Here is a 17,964-nt window from a genome sequence, read left to right on the forward strand (position 1 = left end):
CCAATTAAGCTCCTTAAGTTTGCCTGCTGTTATATAATTTAAAATGTCAATAAACAAACAGAATAAATGGATTATTCCTGTCATGTCTTTTTCAGCAGGAACTATTGTTGCTAATGTCTATTATAGTCAGCCTATTTTAAGGAATATTGCTGAAAGCTTAGGGAAATCTGAAAATGCCGTGGGTAAAATTGCGGTGCTTGCTCAGCTGGGTTACGGATTAGGGATGTTTTTCTTACTACCCTTAGGTGATAAATTAAATCGTAAAAAACTGATTTTAAGCATTTGTCTCACTCTTATCGTGATGCTTCTATTACTTGCGAATACTACTAATTTTACGTTATTGCTTGTCCTTAGTTTTATTATCGGTGTTTGTTCTACACCTGCACAGATTATCCTTCCTATGTCGGCAGCTTTGGGGAAAGAAAACCGGGGTAAAAATGTCGGTATTGTATTTAGTGGCATCCTATGTGGAATTTTGGGTTCACGCTTATTGAGCGGGGCTTTGACTGATCTATGGGGGTGGCAAAGTGTATTCCTCTGTTCAGCAATTTTGGTATCCATAAGCAGTTTATTACTTTTTTTCCTTTTACCCGAGATGCCTGCTAAATTTAAGGGAAGTTACTTTGGCTTACTGAAATCAACGATTTCACTGATTGGGCAGTATAAAATACTTCGACAGGCTTCTTTACTGGGATCTTTCACTTTTGGGGTGTTTTGCTCTTTTTGGACTACGTTAACCTTTCATCTGAGTGAAGAGCCATTTCATTATCCTGCATCTACCATTGGCCTATTTGGTCTGATTGCAATAGGAGGTGCGCTAGTTGCACCTTATTTTGGGAAAATGGCGGATAAAGGCCAAGTGTTTAAAAACTTATATCTTACCGTAGGGATGTTGTTCTTGAGCATTTTGGTGATGTGGTTTTTCCCACATTCGATCTGGGTTTTGATCATTGCCATATTTTTCCTGGACATCGGTGTCCAGGCCACTCAGATTACAAATTTTACCCGGATCTATTCGTTGGATGAACAAGCGCATAGCCGCCTGAATACGGTGTATATGACCACTTATTTCATAGGTGCCGGAACAGGTACCTTCTTCGGTCTACTAAGCTGGTCGTTAGGAGGGTGGGATTTTGCACTCTCGCAAATGCTGATCTGGAGTGCTATAGCTTTAGGGATTGTTTGGTTATCGAGTAAAAATAAACTTTAAAATACGGTGTATCTGTTACACAAGGCAACCCTTCAGAGATAATTTGAGGGGTTGTTTTATTTAAAAGATCGATTCCAATACAACAGGTCCGAAAAGTTTGCTGATGCATCTGATATGAACCCGTTAAAATTTAAATAATCCGATGCAATATGCCGTGTGTGGGTGTATTTTCTTAAAGATGCGATAATTAATGTAAAATTTTATTTTAAATTTCCTCATGATAAGAAAAATTGTTTATGTTTGCCTTATAATGATTTATGATGCGCAGGCACAGAATCTATAAAAAAAACGATATTACCAAAACCATTATAGAAAAGAACCCCTCAAATCGCTATAGAATCCAATTCTATAGCGATTCTTTATTTGGTAACCGTTAAGAACAGTATGGATAAGCGCTGACATGCTTTTTGAACATTCATTTGAAATTATATTAAATATTTATGACTCTAATTTAAAGTGGTTTATGTATTTTACTTTTACTTATTCTTGATGAATGAGCACCCTTACTAAAACAGCAAATCGAGCGTACCAAAAACTGCTATTCCAGTAATTATTGTCCAAGATATCCAATCTTTAAACTCATTTTTTTGATGTCTGAGATAGAGGAGGTGCAATGCAAAATGTAAGATCGCAAAAATATCAAATCCCATGATGAAATTTTCTGAGGGTTGCGTAAGTCCCCATATTATGAATAAAAAAAGAGGGATATGAGCCAGTATAAATACAGGATATCCCCAACTTTCCTTTAGCAGTGCTAACCCGGGGAAAATACGCCACTCCTTACAACGTACGGCATCCATTTCGTGCATAATAAAAAGTACAAGTGCGAGATAAAAAAAAGAATGTGCGATCATATTATCCATTAAGTTGTGCTTATCCATTTATGAAAAATAAGCTTATCAAATATAAGGGCTTACTTTAATATGAGAGCATTTTAGAGTAGTAAAAGTATAATCCTGTTAGCTGTTGTAAACAGATTGTTTATGTTCTAGTGGTAATTCCATTTATATTCAATTTAATACGATATAGATCGATAATAAGTTCCCTAAAAAGATTAACGCTAAAGTCTAATTTTTTTAATTCTGTCATCAAAAAAAATGAACATCCGATAGAACAATAATGGGATCATGCTGTTTTTATAATCTGAAATTATAACTTAAATTAAATGACCATGAAAAACAAGATTCTTTTCGTATTATGCTTATTGACAGGCTTAATGTTTATCAATGCTGGCTTGGATAAATTTTTTCATTACATGCCTATGCCCAAGGATATGCCTGAGAAAATGATCAACGCAGGAAAGGCATTTATGGAAATCGGCTGGTTAATGCCACTGGTGGCGTTCGGAGAGATCACAGGCGGTTTATTATTGATCTTTAGTACAACGCGAGCGCTGGGAGCAGTTATTCTAACGCCAATTCTGACCGGTATTTTGTTATCGAACATCACTACCGCACCATCAGGTTTACCTATTGCGCTTGTTCTGGCTGCAATTGTTCTTTGGGTTATCATCGAAAACTGGCATAAGTATCTTCCTATGCTCCGCAAGTAGTAAAATAAGAGTCTATTTGTGTCTTTATATGTTGATATCCCGATCAAAAGGCACAAATAGCTTTTCAGCAAGTTTGATTAACCGATATTTCCAGCAATACGGTTATATATATGTTCAAATTTGACCGCTATCTCTCGACCGATATACATGCGTTTAGCGCTGGCATAAGGTTGATACTGATACTCCTGTAAAAAGGCTTGTGCGGCTATATTCTCTTTCGGTACGACCACAGTTGTCTTTGTTTGTAAGTGAAATTCCGTAAGTTCCTTACCTACAGCTGGATGAATGGCTATGATTAAACCTTCGCCGAAGGTCGGTAAGTAATATCCTGCAAGGGAGCCATCGATGACATAGAGGTAAGAAGACGCTAAATGATCTTCGAGCTCCCAGGCTCTATTTTCTCCAGATACCAAACTGTCCAATGCCAGCATTTGATCTTTATAGATCGCATTGTAGCTGCTGATATTCGGATTAGCGACTTGGCGTACAGGAATATTGACATCCTTAAAAAAGAGATATTCGGTATCTGTAATGAAACCGATACTTTCGTATACTGTTGCTCCCAGATCTGTTGCGATCAATTGAATACTAGTACAATTCTCCGCTTTTGCCGTTGCGATGAGCTGTTGTGTCATCAGCTTTCCATAACCTTGTTTTCGATGATCGGGATGAACAATAATATGTCCCAGCCAAGCAACATCTTGATGGACGATAACCGATCCTATAGCTACGATTTCTTGATTTTCAAGTAGCTTGATGGGGATACCGTATTTTTGATTGACATAATATTCAAATTTGGGTATTATATCATGCCAGCCCTCAGGTTGTAAGTTAACAAGCTGTGCGAAATCACTTGATACGATCGGTTCGAAAATTAAATTGCTCATTTGCGTATACAATTTTTGCGGTTTTAATTAAACGAATGTAATACTTTAAATTTATTTCAAAAAGCAGCGCTTTTTTTTTGATGACGGTTTGATTTATAAAAATGGGATGAGCGTGTCAGGTATAACTCGCAATTTCAGATTAGGGCTGGATTTCTTCATATTAAAGAACGATTAGAATAGCGAACAGATTTCGTTCAAGAATAATATATTCTCTACCTTTGGCTCTTTAGGGAAGAAAGTCCAGGTGGCTTTCCTGCATTTAAATTTTGCAAATATGACTGTTTTAACGTTTACACTCATTATGCTCCTTGGAGCCATATGTGCAGGTATTATTGGTTCGCTTTCCGGGCTTGGTGGTGGAATTGTGGTAATACCTTTGTTGACTATTCTGCTTGGAGTAGATATCCATTATGCGATAGGAGCTGCTTTAGTTTCCGTAATTGCGACATCTTCGGGATCTGCCGCCGCATATGTTAAGGAAGGGATCGCAAATATGCGGCTCGGCATGTTTTTAGAGATTGCGACTACTGCAGGTGCTGTTGTCGGTGCACTTATCGCAACATCGGCTCCCAGTTCGCTTATTGCCGTATTATTTGGTCTAGCTTTAATCTTTTCTGCGGCAAACTCGCTCCGGAAAAAAGAAGAACATATCGTAGAGCAGTCCAGTAAGCTGGCGATCAGCCTCAAGCTACCTTCTACCTATCCTGTAGTAAAGGGTACAGAGGTGTCTTATGGCACAAAAAATGTCATCGGCGGATTTAGTATGATGGGACTTGCCGGAGTACTTTCGGGTATGCTGGGAATAGGGTCGGGGGCTTTTAAAGTAATCGCGATGGATACCATTATGCGTATACCCTTTAAGGTGTCGACCACAACGAGTAATTTTATGATGGGCGTGACTGCTCTAGCAAGTTGCGTGATTTATCTTCAGAAAGGGTATGTTGTCCCTGATATCTGTCTTCCGGTCATGATTGGTGTACTAATAGGCTCGATGATCGGTTCCAAGATATTGATGGCGACAGATCCAAAGAAATTAAGAGTATTTTTTGCTTTTATTATTTTCTTCTTGGCTTTTAACATGATTTATAACGGTATTAAAGGAAAATTCTAATGCAGATTACAGATAAAACGATACAAAGAATTATTGGAGATGTCTTAAAATACGGCGTAAGAACAGTATTGGCGATCAGTACCATCGGCGGATTGATCTTTCTTTATAACCATGCGAATGAACAGGCTGATTATGCCCGATTTACAGAAAATGATCGAAGTATTATTGAAGTCGTATCGGATGTTTTCAGTGGAGTCATCAACATGCAAGGACGTTCGATTATATTTTTAGCGATCATTATTCTTTTTTGTACCCCATTGATCCGATTATTACTTTCATTGGTCAGCTTTATCATCGAGGGTGATAAACTATATGTCTTCATCACGACGCTAGTGCTGATCATAATTGCCTTTAGTATGTATTTCGGATTCGGACATTAACAACTTTGAAAAATTCTGAAATGAATTTTTTTAAAATATAAAATGAAAAGTTCTCCAAAAGGGAGAACTCTTCTATATAAAGGGTACTTAATTGTCTATTTTCTAGCCTTTTTTATTTTTTCTTCTATAGGCATATCCAAAATTGCCATAAGTAATAAGTAATATCCTTTTTTTAATCCTAATTTTTTCAAGTTTCCATCTTGCTTTTTCATGATTGATAATTTTTTAGTGCTTACTAGATATAACTATGGGATTATTTTCAAAGCATATGCCATTTTCTTGTCATGATACGAAGAAGCGTATTTTTTTTGCGCCATTTACGTATTTAGATTTCAGCTCGGTTATTTATACCTGACGCATGTACGATTTATCGCTTTATTGTGTGCTATTCATTACAATTTTATAACAAAAAGTTTTCATTAACAGTCGATTATTGCTTAAAATAATGCTAAATTGCTAACAGTATTTTTATAATGTGTATTTACCTATTATCTTGTAACTCCGATGATGCTAAACTATTCTAAATTCTTGACTACCTGCTTGGCCGCTGTCCTTATTTTTTCGATGAGCGCCTGTGATAAAGAAGATATAGGGCAAAAAACTGCATTATTTAGTCCAGACTATAAGAGTATTCAGGTCAATTCAGGTTTTGTGGACAATGGTATTGAAATCAATGCTAAAGAATGGTCCGTAGCCTATGTTAAAGATGCGCTTTCAGGAGAAGTACTTCAGGATATAAATGATAATCCAGTTGTCTTAAATGCAGCAGGCACTGTTGAAGTGGCCGGTGGCTGGTTGAAATTGGAGAAAATAGCAAGTAGTCATCTGCTTAATCTAACATTAAAAGAGAATTTCAACGTAGAACCCAGAAAGTTTGTAATTGGAATAGCGGCGAATGGAACGGAAGATGAACTTTCTTTCACACAGAGCAGAGGTGCTGGTTATGAGATTGTGAAGAAAGAAATCATAGAAGTACCTGGAAGCCGGAAAGAGTTTACAAGTGATGAAGGCTGTTATACCATAACGCTTTCTAACAATACCTCCACGGCAAAAAATATGGAAACGGTTGCCATCTTTAAAGACGTCAATTATATGTCCGAGTTCAGTAGTACTGATGAAGACGCTTTTAAATGGATAAATGCTCAAGATTCACTTATATTCATGGGTGAAATCTTGAAAGACGGGGCAACATACTGGTCGAAACAAGTACCATATAAAGAAGGGAAATTTTTTGAACCTTATATAAATTCTGCAAGCAAACAAATGTTATTAGTACAGCCGTATTCAAATATTCAGGTCAAGGGAGAGATCAAATACCTTACACGGGAATGCCAATATACGTTTACGATTAAAAATCAATCTTCTGGACATTTATTTGATGTATCGGGCACCTGGAAGCAAAAAGTACCGCTATTGCCAATTACAAAGATTTTTTAATGTTCCTCAACAGGGACATGTTCATTTTGTTTTTTAAACATTGCGTTTCTATACGCTTCACCCCATTTTGCAATTTCGTCGATAATAGGTTCTAATGTGCGGCCGTATTCGGTCACTTCATATTCAACGGTAATGGGTTTTGTATTCATAACCGTACGGCTGATAAGGTGATTCATTTCCATGTCCTGTAATTCCTTCGAGAGCATCTTGGCAGCAATACCATCTACTTCACGCAACAGGTCCATGAATCGCATCTTTCCGCCTTCCATCAACGTTCCCAAAATATGAAATTTCCATTTTCCGGATAAGATTTCCATGGTATCTGTGATCGCAATAATCCGGGCTTTACATCCTGATCTATTGTTTATGGTTGGATTTTTCTTCATGATCTTTTATTACAATACAAAATTACGCTGTAAAATTACGGAAACGATTATTGGTTTCCTATAGGAAAGTAGTTTCAAAAAGGAAACCAATAGCATTTGTATACTAATCCTATGTTATTTTTGCACAAGATTTATATAATTAATAATTTAAAAATGAAAAAAATAGCAATCTTAGCAGTATTCGCTTCTGTCATCTTAGCTTCATGTGGTGGTTCAAATGGTGATAAAGCTCAAACAGGAACAGAGCAACAAGTTGCCGAACAAAAAGGTGCAACTTTTGCAGTTGATACAGCAGTAAGTTCAATCAAATGGAAAGCATATCACAAAGGTGGATTCGATCCAAGATTTGGTACATTGAAAAGTGAAGGTACTGTATCTGTAGAAGCAGGAGCGATCACAGGTGGATCATTTGTTATCGATATGAATTCAGTGACAACAGACAAGAGTGCGGTTGATCCTGCAAAATCAGGTGGTAAAACTGCAGCTGATTTAGATGGTCACTTAAAAACGGGTGATTTTTTTGAAGTGGAAAAATATCCAACAGCTAAATTTGAAATTACCGCAGTTACAGCTTTTGATGCTGCTAAAGACAAAAGTGTCATTGCGGATGCAACAAACATTATCAGCGGTAACTTAACAATCAAAGATAAGACTGTAAATGTTACTTTTCCAGCAAAAGTTAGCGTAACGGATAATGAAATTAATGTACAATCTAAATTCACCATCAACAGACAAGACTGGGGATTAGCGTACGGTACTGAAGGTGATCCTAAAGACTGGATGATCTCTCAAGAAGTAGATATGGAGCTGCATATCGCTGCAAAAAAATAATTTTATAAAAACACGCTTTAAAAAATTAAAGCGTGTTTTTTTTACTGCGAAGTAGCTATACTGCGCGGTCAATAGGTCGAACCTTTTCAGGGCATATCGGCATCTTATGCTGTTTCGATATTGCATGAAATTTGACTACATAAACCAAATAAACCGAACATGAAGAACGAGTCTAACCATAATCCACTTTTGTGCGATCCTGAAATAGGTAGCTGTGAAATGCCAGTTTTAGCGTATGAATCAGCAGCAGTACACCCTCTTGAACAAACAGATAAACCCCTTAAAGTCATTTATTTCACAGATCCCATATGTTCTTCCTGTTGGGGAATTGAACCACAATTGCGGAAACTAAAACTTGAATATGGTGATTGCTTATCCATGCACTATCATATGGGCGGTTTACTGCCCGACTGGAACTATAACAGTGGGGGAATTAGCAAACCTAGTGATGTCGCCGGGCATTGGGACGAGGTGAGTATTTATTATGATATGCCGATTGATGGTGATATCTGGTTCGAAGATCCTTTAGACTCTTCTTATCCGCCTTCTATTGCTTTTAAAGCAGCACAATTGCAGGATAATGATCAAGCTATTCTGTTTTTAAGAACATTGCGAGAAATGGTTTTTTTACAGAAGAAAAACATCACTAAATGGGAATACATCGCTGCGGCGGCAAAAATGGTCGGGTTAGATGAAGTTCAATTATTGTCAGACTATCAAAAATCAGCGCCTGTTCAATTTGAAGAAGACCTTAAATTGGCGAGAACATACGGTGTAAGAGGTTTTCCAACACTTTATTTTGAGGATATGCATGGAAATCGCGAGATGGTGTATGGCGCGAAACCTTATGCTTTTTATGAAGCCGCAATTTTAAAATTAAATCCGACAGCTATAAAAGGGAGTTATCCTCACGACTGGGAAAGTATTTTTTCTACATACAATTCGCTGACTGCTAAGGAATATGCTGAACTGACAGATATGCCAAGATCAGCAAGTGAGGAGCTGTTGAACGAACTTACCGCAAATAAACTGTTGCAAAAAAGCACAACAAAAAATGGTGCTATCTGGCATCTGAACGTCACGTAGTCATTCTCAGAACAAGGTACTACGTTGTGTATGGCATGATATAGCGTTTTAAGCTAATACTTGTGCTGTAGATGTCGAAGAACGGAACTATTTGATCGGATTGGGATCGCACAGTCGCAGGTACAACCTGCTAGCAGACTGCACCAATTAAGATAACGTACGATGTTTTTATATAGGCAGGATTTTAGTGCATAAAAGCCTGTTTATATAAAAAGGGCTTAAATGAGATTTAGAAAATTATCCCGATACTGCCGTGGCTGCAGGCCTATGACACTCTTAAACTGCTTATTAAAGTTGGTTACTGACGGATAGCCGCATTCGTAGCTGACTGTTTCTATGGAAATACTATCGTCTTTTAATAGTTTGCAGGCGTAGTTTACTCTTATTTCCTTCAAAAAGTCCGAAAATGATTTGTTGAGGCGTGTCTTAAAGTATCTGCTAAAAGAGGTACTGGTCATATTTGCAATTTCTGCAACTTTCTCCAGACGAATCTGCTGATCAAAGTTTTTAATCACGTAATCATAGACCTTGTGTATCCGTTCGGTTTCGGCCTGTTTATAATTTATGGCTTCATCAAACTCATTGATGTAACGGCAGTCTGTGGACAGCACTAAAGTGTCCAATATTTTCAATAGGAGAATTACGCTTTCCAGCCCATCCTTATGTAATAATTCAAACATCATCCCTCCAATAATATCTCTGGTTTCTCCCGTTATTTCGACCCCGAGATTGCTGGTGAGAAAGAACTTTTTGAGCCTAAAAAATTCTTCCTTACCGTAGATTTCTTCAGCAAAGAAATTGTTATGAAAGTAGATCACTATAACCGACGTATCGAGCTGACTGTCCTTTTTAAAATAAGACAAATGATTTTTCCAGACATGGGGTAGATTGGGACCAATAAATACCATATCGTTTGCATGAAACGGTTGCAAACTATTGCCTACAATTCTGTTTCCTTCCCCTTTTATTACGTACGAAAGTTGAAATTCCGGATGTGCATGAAAGGTTGGATCAAAATGAGGTTCATTGATTTGTTTTATCGAAAAAGTTTTATTCTCTGGAATAAGCGATTTTGAAATAACTCTCTTATCTAGCATTATGATTTCAGTTTATTGGGGTAAATATAGTTAAAAATGATACAATATGTCTGAAACTTGATAAAAAAGCTAAGTTCCAAGCTACTTCATATCTCTATATTTGCTTATAACAATTATAGATAAATCCAAATTTCAACTAAATCATGAATAATATTTTAAGAGTTTTACTTTTATTTTTAGTGTTTTTGACCTCTTGTAGAGCTGATGAACCGAGAAGGGCAGAGGTACTATTTATTGGTGCTGGAAATAAGCAATCTTCTAATCAAGCGACCTGGTTATCGGTCGAACTTTTTAAATCGGGCATCAATCTAACCTATACCGACACCTTAGCAAGTTTAGAATTTGATTATTTAAATAAGTTTGATGGGGTTGTCTTATTGGTGAATGAAAAAGAGCTCAGTGAAGAAAAGGAGCAGGCATTAAAGAAATTCCTGAAAGAAGGAAAAGGGGTTGTGGCCTTGAACTCGTCTGCTAATTCATTTCAGAATTCCGAATGGTATACCAACTTGGTACAAGGTGGTTTTACCGACGCGGGTGATGGACAAGCAATTGTTACGATAGAAAACGCCAAACATGTACTGGATTCATCCATTAACACCATTCAGGTTAACAATGAAAAATACATATTCAAGAAAAAAACAGATCAAACTGTTATCGGTAGCGCTGCGATAGATGGTTCAAAACAAAACTACATCTGGTATAGTGAGGAAAACGGCGGTCGTTTTTTATATCACGCGTTAGGGAAGCATGATGATACCTGGAAAAATCATCAGTTTCTAAGAACGGTCAGCAGTGCGGTCTGGTGGTCACTTGGAGAGCAGGTTCAAAGTATGGTGAATAAATTGGCTATTCCGAATGTAAGCATATATCCCGATTCCATATCCGATTTTACAGCACGTTATGATGTTCCTAAAGTGCAGGATCCGCTTAGTCCAGAGCAGTCGATGAAACTGATACAGAAACCTGTGGATTTTGAATTAAAACTTTTTGCCGCGGAGCCCAATATTACCAATCCGATTGCGATGAGCTGGGATGAAAAAGGCAGATTATGGGTCATTGAAGCTGTTGATTATCCAAATAGTTTTGAGGAGGTGAAAGGTAAAGGAAATGATCGCATCGTCATCTGTGAAGATACCGACGGCGATGGTGTTGCCGATAAATTTACGGAATTTGCTAAGGGCTTAAATATTGCAACAAGTTTAACTTTTGCCAATGATGGTGTTATTGTTGCCATGGCTCCCAATTTTGTTTTCTTAAAAGATACCGATGGTGATGATGTAGCCGATCATGAAGAAATCATTATGACCGGTTGGAGCAAAGGAGATACGCATGCCGGTCCATCAAATCTGCAATACGGATTTGACAACAAAATCTGGGGTGTTAACGGATATGCAGGTTACAATGGTATTGTTAACGGTGAAAAGCATATTTTCTCTCAAGGTTTATACCGACTTAATCCAGATGGTTCGGATCTGGAGTATTTAGCTACAACCAGCAATAATACTTGGGGTCTTGGTATTTCGGAAGATAATAATGTCTTTGTATCCACGGCAAATAACACCCATTCTGCTTTCTATTCGATGCCGGAGAAGTATCTACAGCGACGTGTTGACAATATTCCTGGCGCTAATCCAATCAATTCAATCCAAAAAATTGACGGGCATTATGAGGTTCATGCTTTAACACCAAACTTAAGACAGGTGGATGTTGTCGGCGGATTTACATCAGCGGCAGGCCATCAGATGTATACCGCACGGGATTTTCCACAGTCTTATTGGAACAGTGTGGCCTTTGTAGCTGAACCTACGGTAAGATTATTACATAACGCAATTATTGAAAAAGATGGTGCCGGTTTTAAAGAAAGAGACGGCTGGAATTTACTGGCAAGTTCTGATGAGTGGTTTGGACCTGTGCATGCTGAGGTAGGACCAGATGGTGCTGTGTGGGTTTTGGATTGGTACAATTTTATCATTCAGCATAATGTTTTTATTCCTGCGCAAGCGCCATCAGAGAAAGTCCTTCCTTTTAAGGATCAGGTTGGAGGGCCCGGAAATGCATTTGAAAGTAATCTGAGAGACAAAAAGCATGGCCGTGTATATCGCGTTTTATATAAAAATGGCAAGCATAATGAAAGTTTCAAACTTTCAAAAGATAATCCCAAAGGACTTATCGAAGCTTTAAATAGTAAAAACAAATTTTGGAGAACCCATGCGCAGCGGCTTTTAGTAGAGCGGAAAAATGCGGATGTTGAACAAGATTTGATTAAAATAATCAACAATAAATCGGTAGATGAAATTGGATTGAATGCACCTGCTATACATGCTATCTGGACTTTAAAAGGTTTGGGTCTTCTAACAAAGAAAGAAGTGAATGATGCATTATTAGCCGCATTATCGCATCCATCTGCCGGTGTGCGAAAAGCTGCTGTTCAGGTACTGGATTTAAATGCTAAATCTTTTGATCAAATAGCACAGTCTAATATTTTTAAAGATGAGAATCTCAATACTAGGCTTGCCGCTTTTGTTAAAATTGCAGATTCCGCTCCTTTTGCCGCAGTTGCTCCTGTATTAAAGGCGGCAATCAATGATCCAGTCAATGCAAAGGACAGGTGGTTATCTCCAGCTTTATTTGCGGCGATCCAGACCAATCATAGTCATATGTCGATGGTTGCTGATCAGTCTTCAACAAATGCGTATCAACAAGCTGTAAACCAAGCGCTAGGTGAAGAAATTTATACACTTGGTAGAAAAAACCGTGTTCAGTTTTCACCAAATGTGGCTGATAAGAATATCACGATTGAAACAGCAGTATTACGCCGTGATCAGGATGCTTTCAAAGGATTAATTATTGGGCAAGGTGATGCAAAAAATGGTTATGCTTTATATATGCAGGGAAACAAAATATATTGGGACGTATATAATAATGGTGAAATACAGCGTATAGCAGCTACAGACGGAATCGGAAATGGATTTAAAGTTAATGCGAGCATAACAGCAAACCAAGGATCTAGTCTATATATCAACAACAAATTGGTCGGTAACATCAAAGAGGTCAAACCGTTCAATAAACCACTGCGTGCCTATCTGCGGTCGGGAGAAGATCTGGATGAATCTGTTGCGCTGACCAAGTACGAGTATGGATCTGAATTTATCGGAAATATCAGTGAGATCAAAGTAAAGCTTCAATTGAATGGGGAGCATGCGCATCACCATATGCAGCGCGCAAGTCCTGTGGAAGTGAATCAAAACGAGGCACCTGCTGAAGTCATTGTGATCAAAGCGGTAAAAGATATTATGCAGTATGATAAACGGTCCATTACGGTGAAAGCGGGAAGGCAGATTACTTTGATCATGGAAAATCCGGATGCAATGCCTCATAATTTAGTGATTATCAAACCTGGTACAACAGAGATCGTCGGTAAAGCGGCAGATGCCATGTTGCAAGCGTCTTCGGCAGCTGAAAAAGACTATGTTCCCGAAGTCAGTGAAGTGCTGTTTCATACCAAATTGGTAAATCCGGGACAAAGCTATACGCTTAAATTTCAGGCCCCTAAAGAAAAAGGTGAATATCCGTTTATCTGTACATTTCCGGGACATTGGAGAGGAATGAACGGAATAATGAAAGTTGTGGAATAATATAAACGAAACATATGAAAAATAGAATGGTAATGCTATTACTTACTATAGTAGTAAGTAGTATAGGAACTTTATGTGCCAAAGCAAGTGTACATTCATTGCCTCATGCGCAAAAAAAGAAGAATATACTGGTTGTCGGTGGTGGTGGATCGCATGATTTTAATCGCTGGTACAAAATCGAGGATACACAGCTGATCAATACCATTGAAGGTGTACATGCGACCTATACAGACAATACGGATTCAATACGCTTTTATTTAAAAACGACAGATCTTTTGGTGTTGACCAATAATCAACCGATCCCAAAAGCTTCACAACTGGCGATTGAAAAGTTTATTGCACAGGGTAAACCGCTAGTGCTTCTGCATGCTGCAGTCTGGTACAATTGGCAAGACTGGCCTCAGTACAATTTGGAATATGTAGGTGGAGGAAGTAATAGCCATGAAAACTTCCAAGAATTCAAAAACCTGGTGGTGAACACGGCGCATCCGATCAGTCAAGGCGTTTCTCCAGAATTTACATTCAAAGACGAACTGTATCGCCACCAACCGGATGCTGCCGGTAAAGGGATTGATGTACTGGTCATCGGTCAGTCTTTAGAAACGGCTAAAGTATACCCGGCTGTATTCACGGTCAATCATGATAAATCAAGAATAGTAGGAATTACATTGGGGCATGATGAGCACAGTCATCTGAATAAAGACTATCGCAAAATTTTAATCAATGCAATCCATTGGGCATTAAATATTTAAATCAACATAAAATAATCAAAATGAAAAAAATCACTGTCGTTATCGTAGGAATGGGTTTTGGAAAAGAATTTATTCCCATTTATCAAAAGCATCCCCATATTAAATCTGTCGGTGTTTGTACCAGAAATCCTGAAACACTGCGAGAATTAAAAGAAAAGTTCAATCTAGACGATGATTTACTATTTACAGATTTTAACGAGGTCATTAAAAGAGATGATGTCGATGCCATCCACGTGGTGACACCTGTGCCGGAGCACGCAAAAATGACATTGGCATCATTAAATGCGCATAAACATACCGCATGTACCATACCGATGGCCATGACTGTGGCCGACTGTCAGGCTATCGTGGAAGCGAAGAAAAGAGTCAATAAAGTTTATATGATGATGGAGACAGCCTTATATACCCGTGAGTTTCTGTACGGACTGAAACTTGCTGATACGGGGAAATTAGGAAAAATACAGTTTGTTCGCGGTTCACATATTCAGGATATGAGTATGGAGGGCTGGGCTGAATACTGGAAAGGTTATCCACCGATGCTGAATGGGACACATGCCATTTCGCCATTATTACGTATCAATAATACCATAGCGGAATCTGTGGTTTGCCACGGTTCAGGTCAACTAAGTGCTGATCTTGCTGCCCGGTATAATTCACCGTTTGCAGTGGAAACAGCCACCTTTAAGCTGAAAGATTCCAATGTGGTCGCCGAGGCGACAAGATCATTATTTGATGTCGTGAGACAGTACCGCGAAAGTTACGATGTGTATGGTGATAAAATGTCTTTTGAATGGGAGCAGTTACAGGATGAGCAACATGTTATATTTGACGGTGGCGAAAATGCCGTACGCATGGAGGCGCCGGATACAGACGATTTATTGATTCCGGAGATTGCAGACTTTACTAAAAGGGAAAGAATAGATGATCCAAATCATGTTTCCTTTTTACAGGGAGCAGGTCATGGGGGTTCTCATCCACATTTAGTTCAAGAGTTTGTTGCAGCTATTGTGGAGGGAAGAGATTCTGCCGTTGATGCGGCCTTAGCGGCAAATTATACCTGTGCTGGTATCTGTGCCCATGAATCGGCGATGCAGGGTGGAGTCAGAATCGCAATCCCTTCATTTGATTAAATGTAAAGCTATGAAAATAGGAATAAGCTCTTTTGTATGGGTATCACCTTACACAGCAGATCATATTGATATTCTTTATAAAGCAAAGGATTATGGCTATGATGTCATGGAGATTGCTGTCGAAGATGTAGCATCAATTGATGTGAAGCAACTGAAGAAAGTGGCGCAGCGTATTGGTTTAGATTTATCTGTGAGCGGTGCATTTGGTACAGAAAGAGACATTTCAAGTGAACATAGCGCATACCGTAAAATTGGTCTTTCTTACATTAAAGATTGTATACAAATCGCTAATGAATTAGAAAGTCCAATTTTTGGAGGACCGCTTTATGCTGCTGTTGGAAAAACACGATTAGTTTCAAAAGAACAGAAGGAATTAGAACGGAATTTCTGTTTAGAAAATCTGCTTGAAGCAACGCAGTATGCAAAAGAACAAGGTATTGTATTGGCATTAGAGCCACTAAACCGCTTTGAGACAGATATGATCAATACAGTCGAGCAGGCTCTGGAATTGATCAATCAGATTGATGATCCTCACTTAAAGATCTTGCTCGATACTTTTCATGCTAATATTGAAGAGAAAAGCATTTTAAAATCAATCCATCTTTTAGGGGATAAACTTGCTCATGTTCAGGGTAATGAAAATGATCGCGGAACACCGGGAACGGGACAGGTAGACTGGTCCGGAATACGCGATGCATTAAATGAAATCGGGTATCAGGGAAGTGTCATTTTAGAAACCTTCGGATCGCCTTCCAAAGAACTGGCCCGTGCGGCAAGTATCTGGCGTCCATTAGCAGAAAGTTCAGATATTTTAGCCCGGGATGGAGCGAACTTTTACACAGAAATTTTCAAAAATAATCCATTACAATTATGACCGCTACACAAGATATAATCCAGCCAGACAATCATGCTAAAAGTACCCTTTTTTGGGGTTGCTTTATTGTACTGGTGGCATCTGCCTTTGGTTTTGTTTTCAGATCCTTTCTTATGCCCACATGGGCAGTTATGTTTGATTTGAGTAAAACACAGCAGGGCGAAATCTTTGGTGTTAGTTTCTGGCCATTTGCACTGAGTATCGTTGCCTTTAGCTTAATTATTGACCGGATCGGCTACAAAAAGTCCATGATCTTTGCTTTTATCTGCCATTTGATTTCGATCGTGCTGACTATTTTTGCTACTGGTTACTGGATGTTGTATGCAGGAACCTTTTTCTTCGCATTAGGAAATGGTGCTGCCGAAGCTGTGATCAACCCCGTTGTCGCATCGCTGTATCCGAAAGAAAAAACCAAGTGGCTGAATATTTTACATGCCGGTTGGCCTATGGGCATTGCGATATCGGGTCTGTTAGGCATTGGCCTTTTAGCACTGGATATCAATTGGCGAATCGTCATAGGTTTTATTTTGATTCCTGCAGTCGCGTACGGCGCATTGATCATCAACCAGAAGTTTCCAGTAAATGAGCGGGTCAAAGCCGGCGTTGGCTATTTGGACATGTTAAAAGAAGTTGGTGTTTTAGGAGCGCTGATTATCGTTGTATTATGTGTTTTTCAGCTGGGCAGTTTATTTAGCTGGGATTATAAATTCAATATTGTGCTCAGTATCGCCATTGTAGCCATATTTGGTTATTTCGTGCGGTCGTGGGGGAAGAGCCTCTTTGTGCTATTGTTACTGGCTATGGTTCCTTTGGCTACCATGGAGCTTGGTACCGATAGCTGGATTACCGATCTAATGACGCCAGAAATGAAAAAAATGGGTTTTCAAGGAGGTTGGGTGCTTGTATTTACAGCGGTGATCATGACTGTTTTACGGATGTACAGCGGTACAGTTGTTAAATTTCTGTCACCCCTGGCGCTCTTATCCATAAGTGCGCTCGTCTCTGCTGTCGGTCTGCAGTTATTATCCGTTTCTTCCGGGATTTATATTTTACTGGCGGCTGTTCTATATGCTTTTGGAAAAACCTACCTATGGGGTACGATGCTGGGAGTTGTTTCCGAACAATTTCCTAAAGGTGGCGCCTTAGCTTTAAATATTACGAGCGCAGTAGGGCAGCTCGGGGTAGGAATTATCGGCGCTGTTTTTCTGGGTTTTATACAGGACAGTAATATTGATAAAAAACTAGCTGAGTATGACCATATTCACCAGACACATTACCATGAAAAACTGGTGACAGGCACGAGATCAAGCATATTCGGGGACTATAAAACGATTGATTATTCACACTTGTCAACGTTAGACGAAACCAGTCAGCAAGTTGTGGAGCAGATGGAAAATAAAGCCAAGAAAGCGGCGCTATCCACTGTTTCCTTACTGCCGAGCGGTTTATTTGTCTTTTTTATATTATTAATTATTTATTTTAACAAGAAAGGAGGGTACAAACCAATAGATATCATTTAATTAAATATGCATCTTATAATTGAAAGACTATTTAAAGTGTTTTTGCATTCACCTATTTGCAAAAACACTTAAACTT

General features: G+C 38.6%; 16 protein-coding genes. 12 read left to right on the forward strand and 4 right to left on the reverse strand.

All coding sequences use genetic code 11. The features are described from left to right. Positions 1-43 precede the first annotated feature (43 nt). On the forward strand, positions 44-1,210 hold the full coding sequence (locus JAZ75_RS19650) for an MFS transporter (protein ID WP_208697836.1): 1,167 nt from the start codon (positions 44-46) through the stop codon (positions 1,208-1,210). A gap of 506 nt (positions 1,211-1,716) precedes the next feature. Here JAZ75_RS19650 and JAZ75_RS19655 read toward each other — a convergent pair. Continuing rightward, positions 1,717-2,091 (reverse strand): DUF6713 family protein, encoded by a 375-nt coding sequence (locus JAZ75_RS19655; protein ID WP_208697838.1) that lies wholly within the window; start codon positions 2,089-2,091, stop codon positions 1,717-1,719. Positions 2,092-2,381: 290 nt separating this feature from the next. On the opposite strand from JAZ75_RS19655, the gene JAZ75_RS19660 reads away from it, so the two are divergent. Further along, positions 2,382-2,762, forward strand: a complete 381-nt coding sequence (locus tag JAZ75_RS19660) for a DoxX family membrane protein (protein ID WP_132768087.1) — start codon at positions 2,382-2,384, stop codon at positions 2,760-2,762. 77 nt (positions 2,763-2,839) lie between these two features. Here the strand turns inward: JAZ75_RS19660 and JAZ75_RS19665 are convergent, their stop codons facing one another. Continuing rightward, complete coding sequence (locus JAZ75_RS19665) at positions 2,840-3,649, reverse strand: GNAT family N-acetyltransferase (protein ID WP_208697840.1); 810 nt, start codon at positions 3,647-3,649, stop codon at positions 2,840-2,842. 274 nt (positions 3,650-3,923) lie between these two features. Here JAZ75_RS19665 and JAZ75_RS19670 point away from each other — a divergent pair, with 274 nt between their 5' ends. From JAZ75_RS19670 to JAZ75_RS19680, 3 genes are all read left to right on the forward strand, one after another. Continuing rightward, positions 3,924-4,760 carry a sulfite exporter TauE/SafE family protein gene (locus JAZ75_RS19670; protein ID WP_031288480.1) on the forward strand — a complete coding sequence of 279 codons (837 nt, stop codon included), beginning with the start codon at positions 3,924-3,926 and terminating at the stop codon, positions 4,758-4,760. Further along, on the forward strand, positions 4,760-5,140 hold the full coding sequence (locus JAZ75_RS19675) for a DUF1634 domain-containing protein (RefSeq protein ID WP_021190329.1): 381 nt from the start codon (positions 4,760-4,762) through the stop codon (positions 5,138-5,140). Before JAZ75_RS19670 ends, JAZ75_RS19675 begins: the two co-directional genes overlap by 1 nt. Before the next feature lie 504 nt (positions 5,141-5,644). Next, on the forward strand, positions 5,645-6,577 hold the full coding sequence (locus JAZ75_RS19680) for a hypothetical protein (RefSeq protein WP_208697842.1): 933 nt from the start codon (positions 5,645-5,647) through the stop codon (positions 6,575-6,577). Here JAZ75_RS19680 and JAZ75_RS19685 read toward each other — a convergent pair. After that, positions 6,574-6,963 carry a winged helix-turn-helix transcriptional regulator gene (locus tag JAZ75_RS19685; RefSeq protein ID WP_208697844.1) on the reverse strand — a complete coding sequence of 130 codons (390 nt, stop codon included), beginning with the start codon at positions 6,961-6,963 and terminating at the stop codon, positions 6,574-6,576. The genes JAZ75_RS19680 and JAZ75_RS19685 overlap by 4 nt on opposite strands. A gap of 153 nt (positions 6,964-7,116) precedes the next feature. On the opposite strand from JAZ75_RS19685, the gene JAZ75_RS19690 reads away from it, so the two are divergent. Both JAZ75_RS19690 and JAZ75_RS19695 read left to right on the forward strand, forming a co-directional pair. Continuing rightward, positions 7,117-7,794, forward strand: coding sequence for a YceI family protein (locus JAZ75_RS19690; protein WP_208697846.1), 678 nt, complete (start codon positions 7,117-7,119; stop codon positions 7,792-7,794). 159 nt (positions 7,795-7,953) lie between these two features. Further along, positions 7,954-8,880, forward strand: coding sequence for a DsbA family protein (locus JAZ75_RS19695; RefSeq protein ID WP_208697847.1), 927 nt, complete (start codon positions 7,954-7,956; stop codon positions 8,878-8,880). 218 nt (positions 8,881-9,098) lie between these two features. On the opposite strand, the gene JAZ75_RS19700 is transcribed toward JAZ75_RS19695, so the two are convergent. Continuing rightward, positions 9,099-9,977 (reverse strand): AraC family transcriptional regulator, encoded by an 879-nt coding sequence (locus tag JAZ75_RS19700; protein WP_132768095.1) that lies wholly within the window; start codon positions 9,975-9,977, stop codon positions 9,099-9,101. A 143-nt stretch (positions 9,978-10,120) separates the two neighbouring features. Here JAZ75_RS19700 and JAZ75_RS19705 point away from each other — a divergent pair, with 143 nt between their 5' ends. The 5 genes from JAZ75_RS19705 to JAZ75_RS19725 are packed head-to-tail and all read left to right on the forward strand — an operon-like array spanning position 10,121 to position 17,888. Then, positions 10,121-13,612: a PVC-type heme-binding CxxCH protein gene (locus JAZ75_RS19705; protein ID WP_208697850.1), complete on the forward strand. Its 3,492-nt coding sequence runs from the start codon at positions 10,121-10,123 to the stop codon at positions 13,610-13,612. Positions 13,613-13,626: 14 nt separating this feature from the next. Next, positions 13,627-14,364, forward strand: a complete 738-nt coding sequence (locus JAZ75_RS19710) for a ThuA domain-containing protein (RefSeq protein WP_208697852.1) — start codon at positions 13,627-13,629, stop codon at positions 14,362-14,364. Between the two features lie 20 nt (positions 14,365-14,384). Next, the gene (locus tag JAZ75_RS19715) at positions 14,385-15,494 is read left to right on the forward strand and encodes a Gfo/Idh/MocA family protein (protein WP_208697861.1); all 1,110 of its coding nucleotides are present in this window, start codon (positions 14,385-14,387) and stop codon (positions 15,492-15,494) included. Between the two features lie 10 nt (positions 15,495-15,504). Further along, positions 15,505-16,368 (forward strand): sugar phosphate isomerase/epimerase family protein, encoded by an 864-nt coding sequence (locus JAZ75_RS19720; RefSeq protein WP_021190339.1) that lies wholly within the window; start codon positions 15,505-15,507, stop codon positions 16,366-16,368. Next, a complete protein-coding gene (locus JAZ75_RS19725) occupies positions 16,365-17,888 on the forward strand; it encodes an MFS transporter (protein WP_208697863.1) in 1,524 nt (507 codons plus the stop codon). Before JAZ75_RS19720 ends, JAZ75_RS19725 begins: the two co-directional genes overlap by 4 nt. Positions 17,889-17,964 lie beyond the last annotated feature (76 nt).

It is taken from the genome of Sphingobacterium sp. UDSM-2020 (genome assembly GCF_016132525.1).
In the GTDB taxonomy this organism is placed as follows: Bacteria; Bacteroidota; Bacteroidia; order Sphingobacteriales; family Sphingobacteriaceae; genus Sphingobacterium; species Sphingobacterium anhuiense.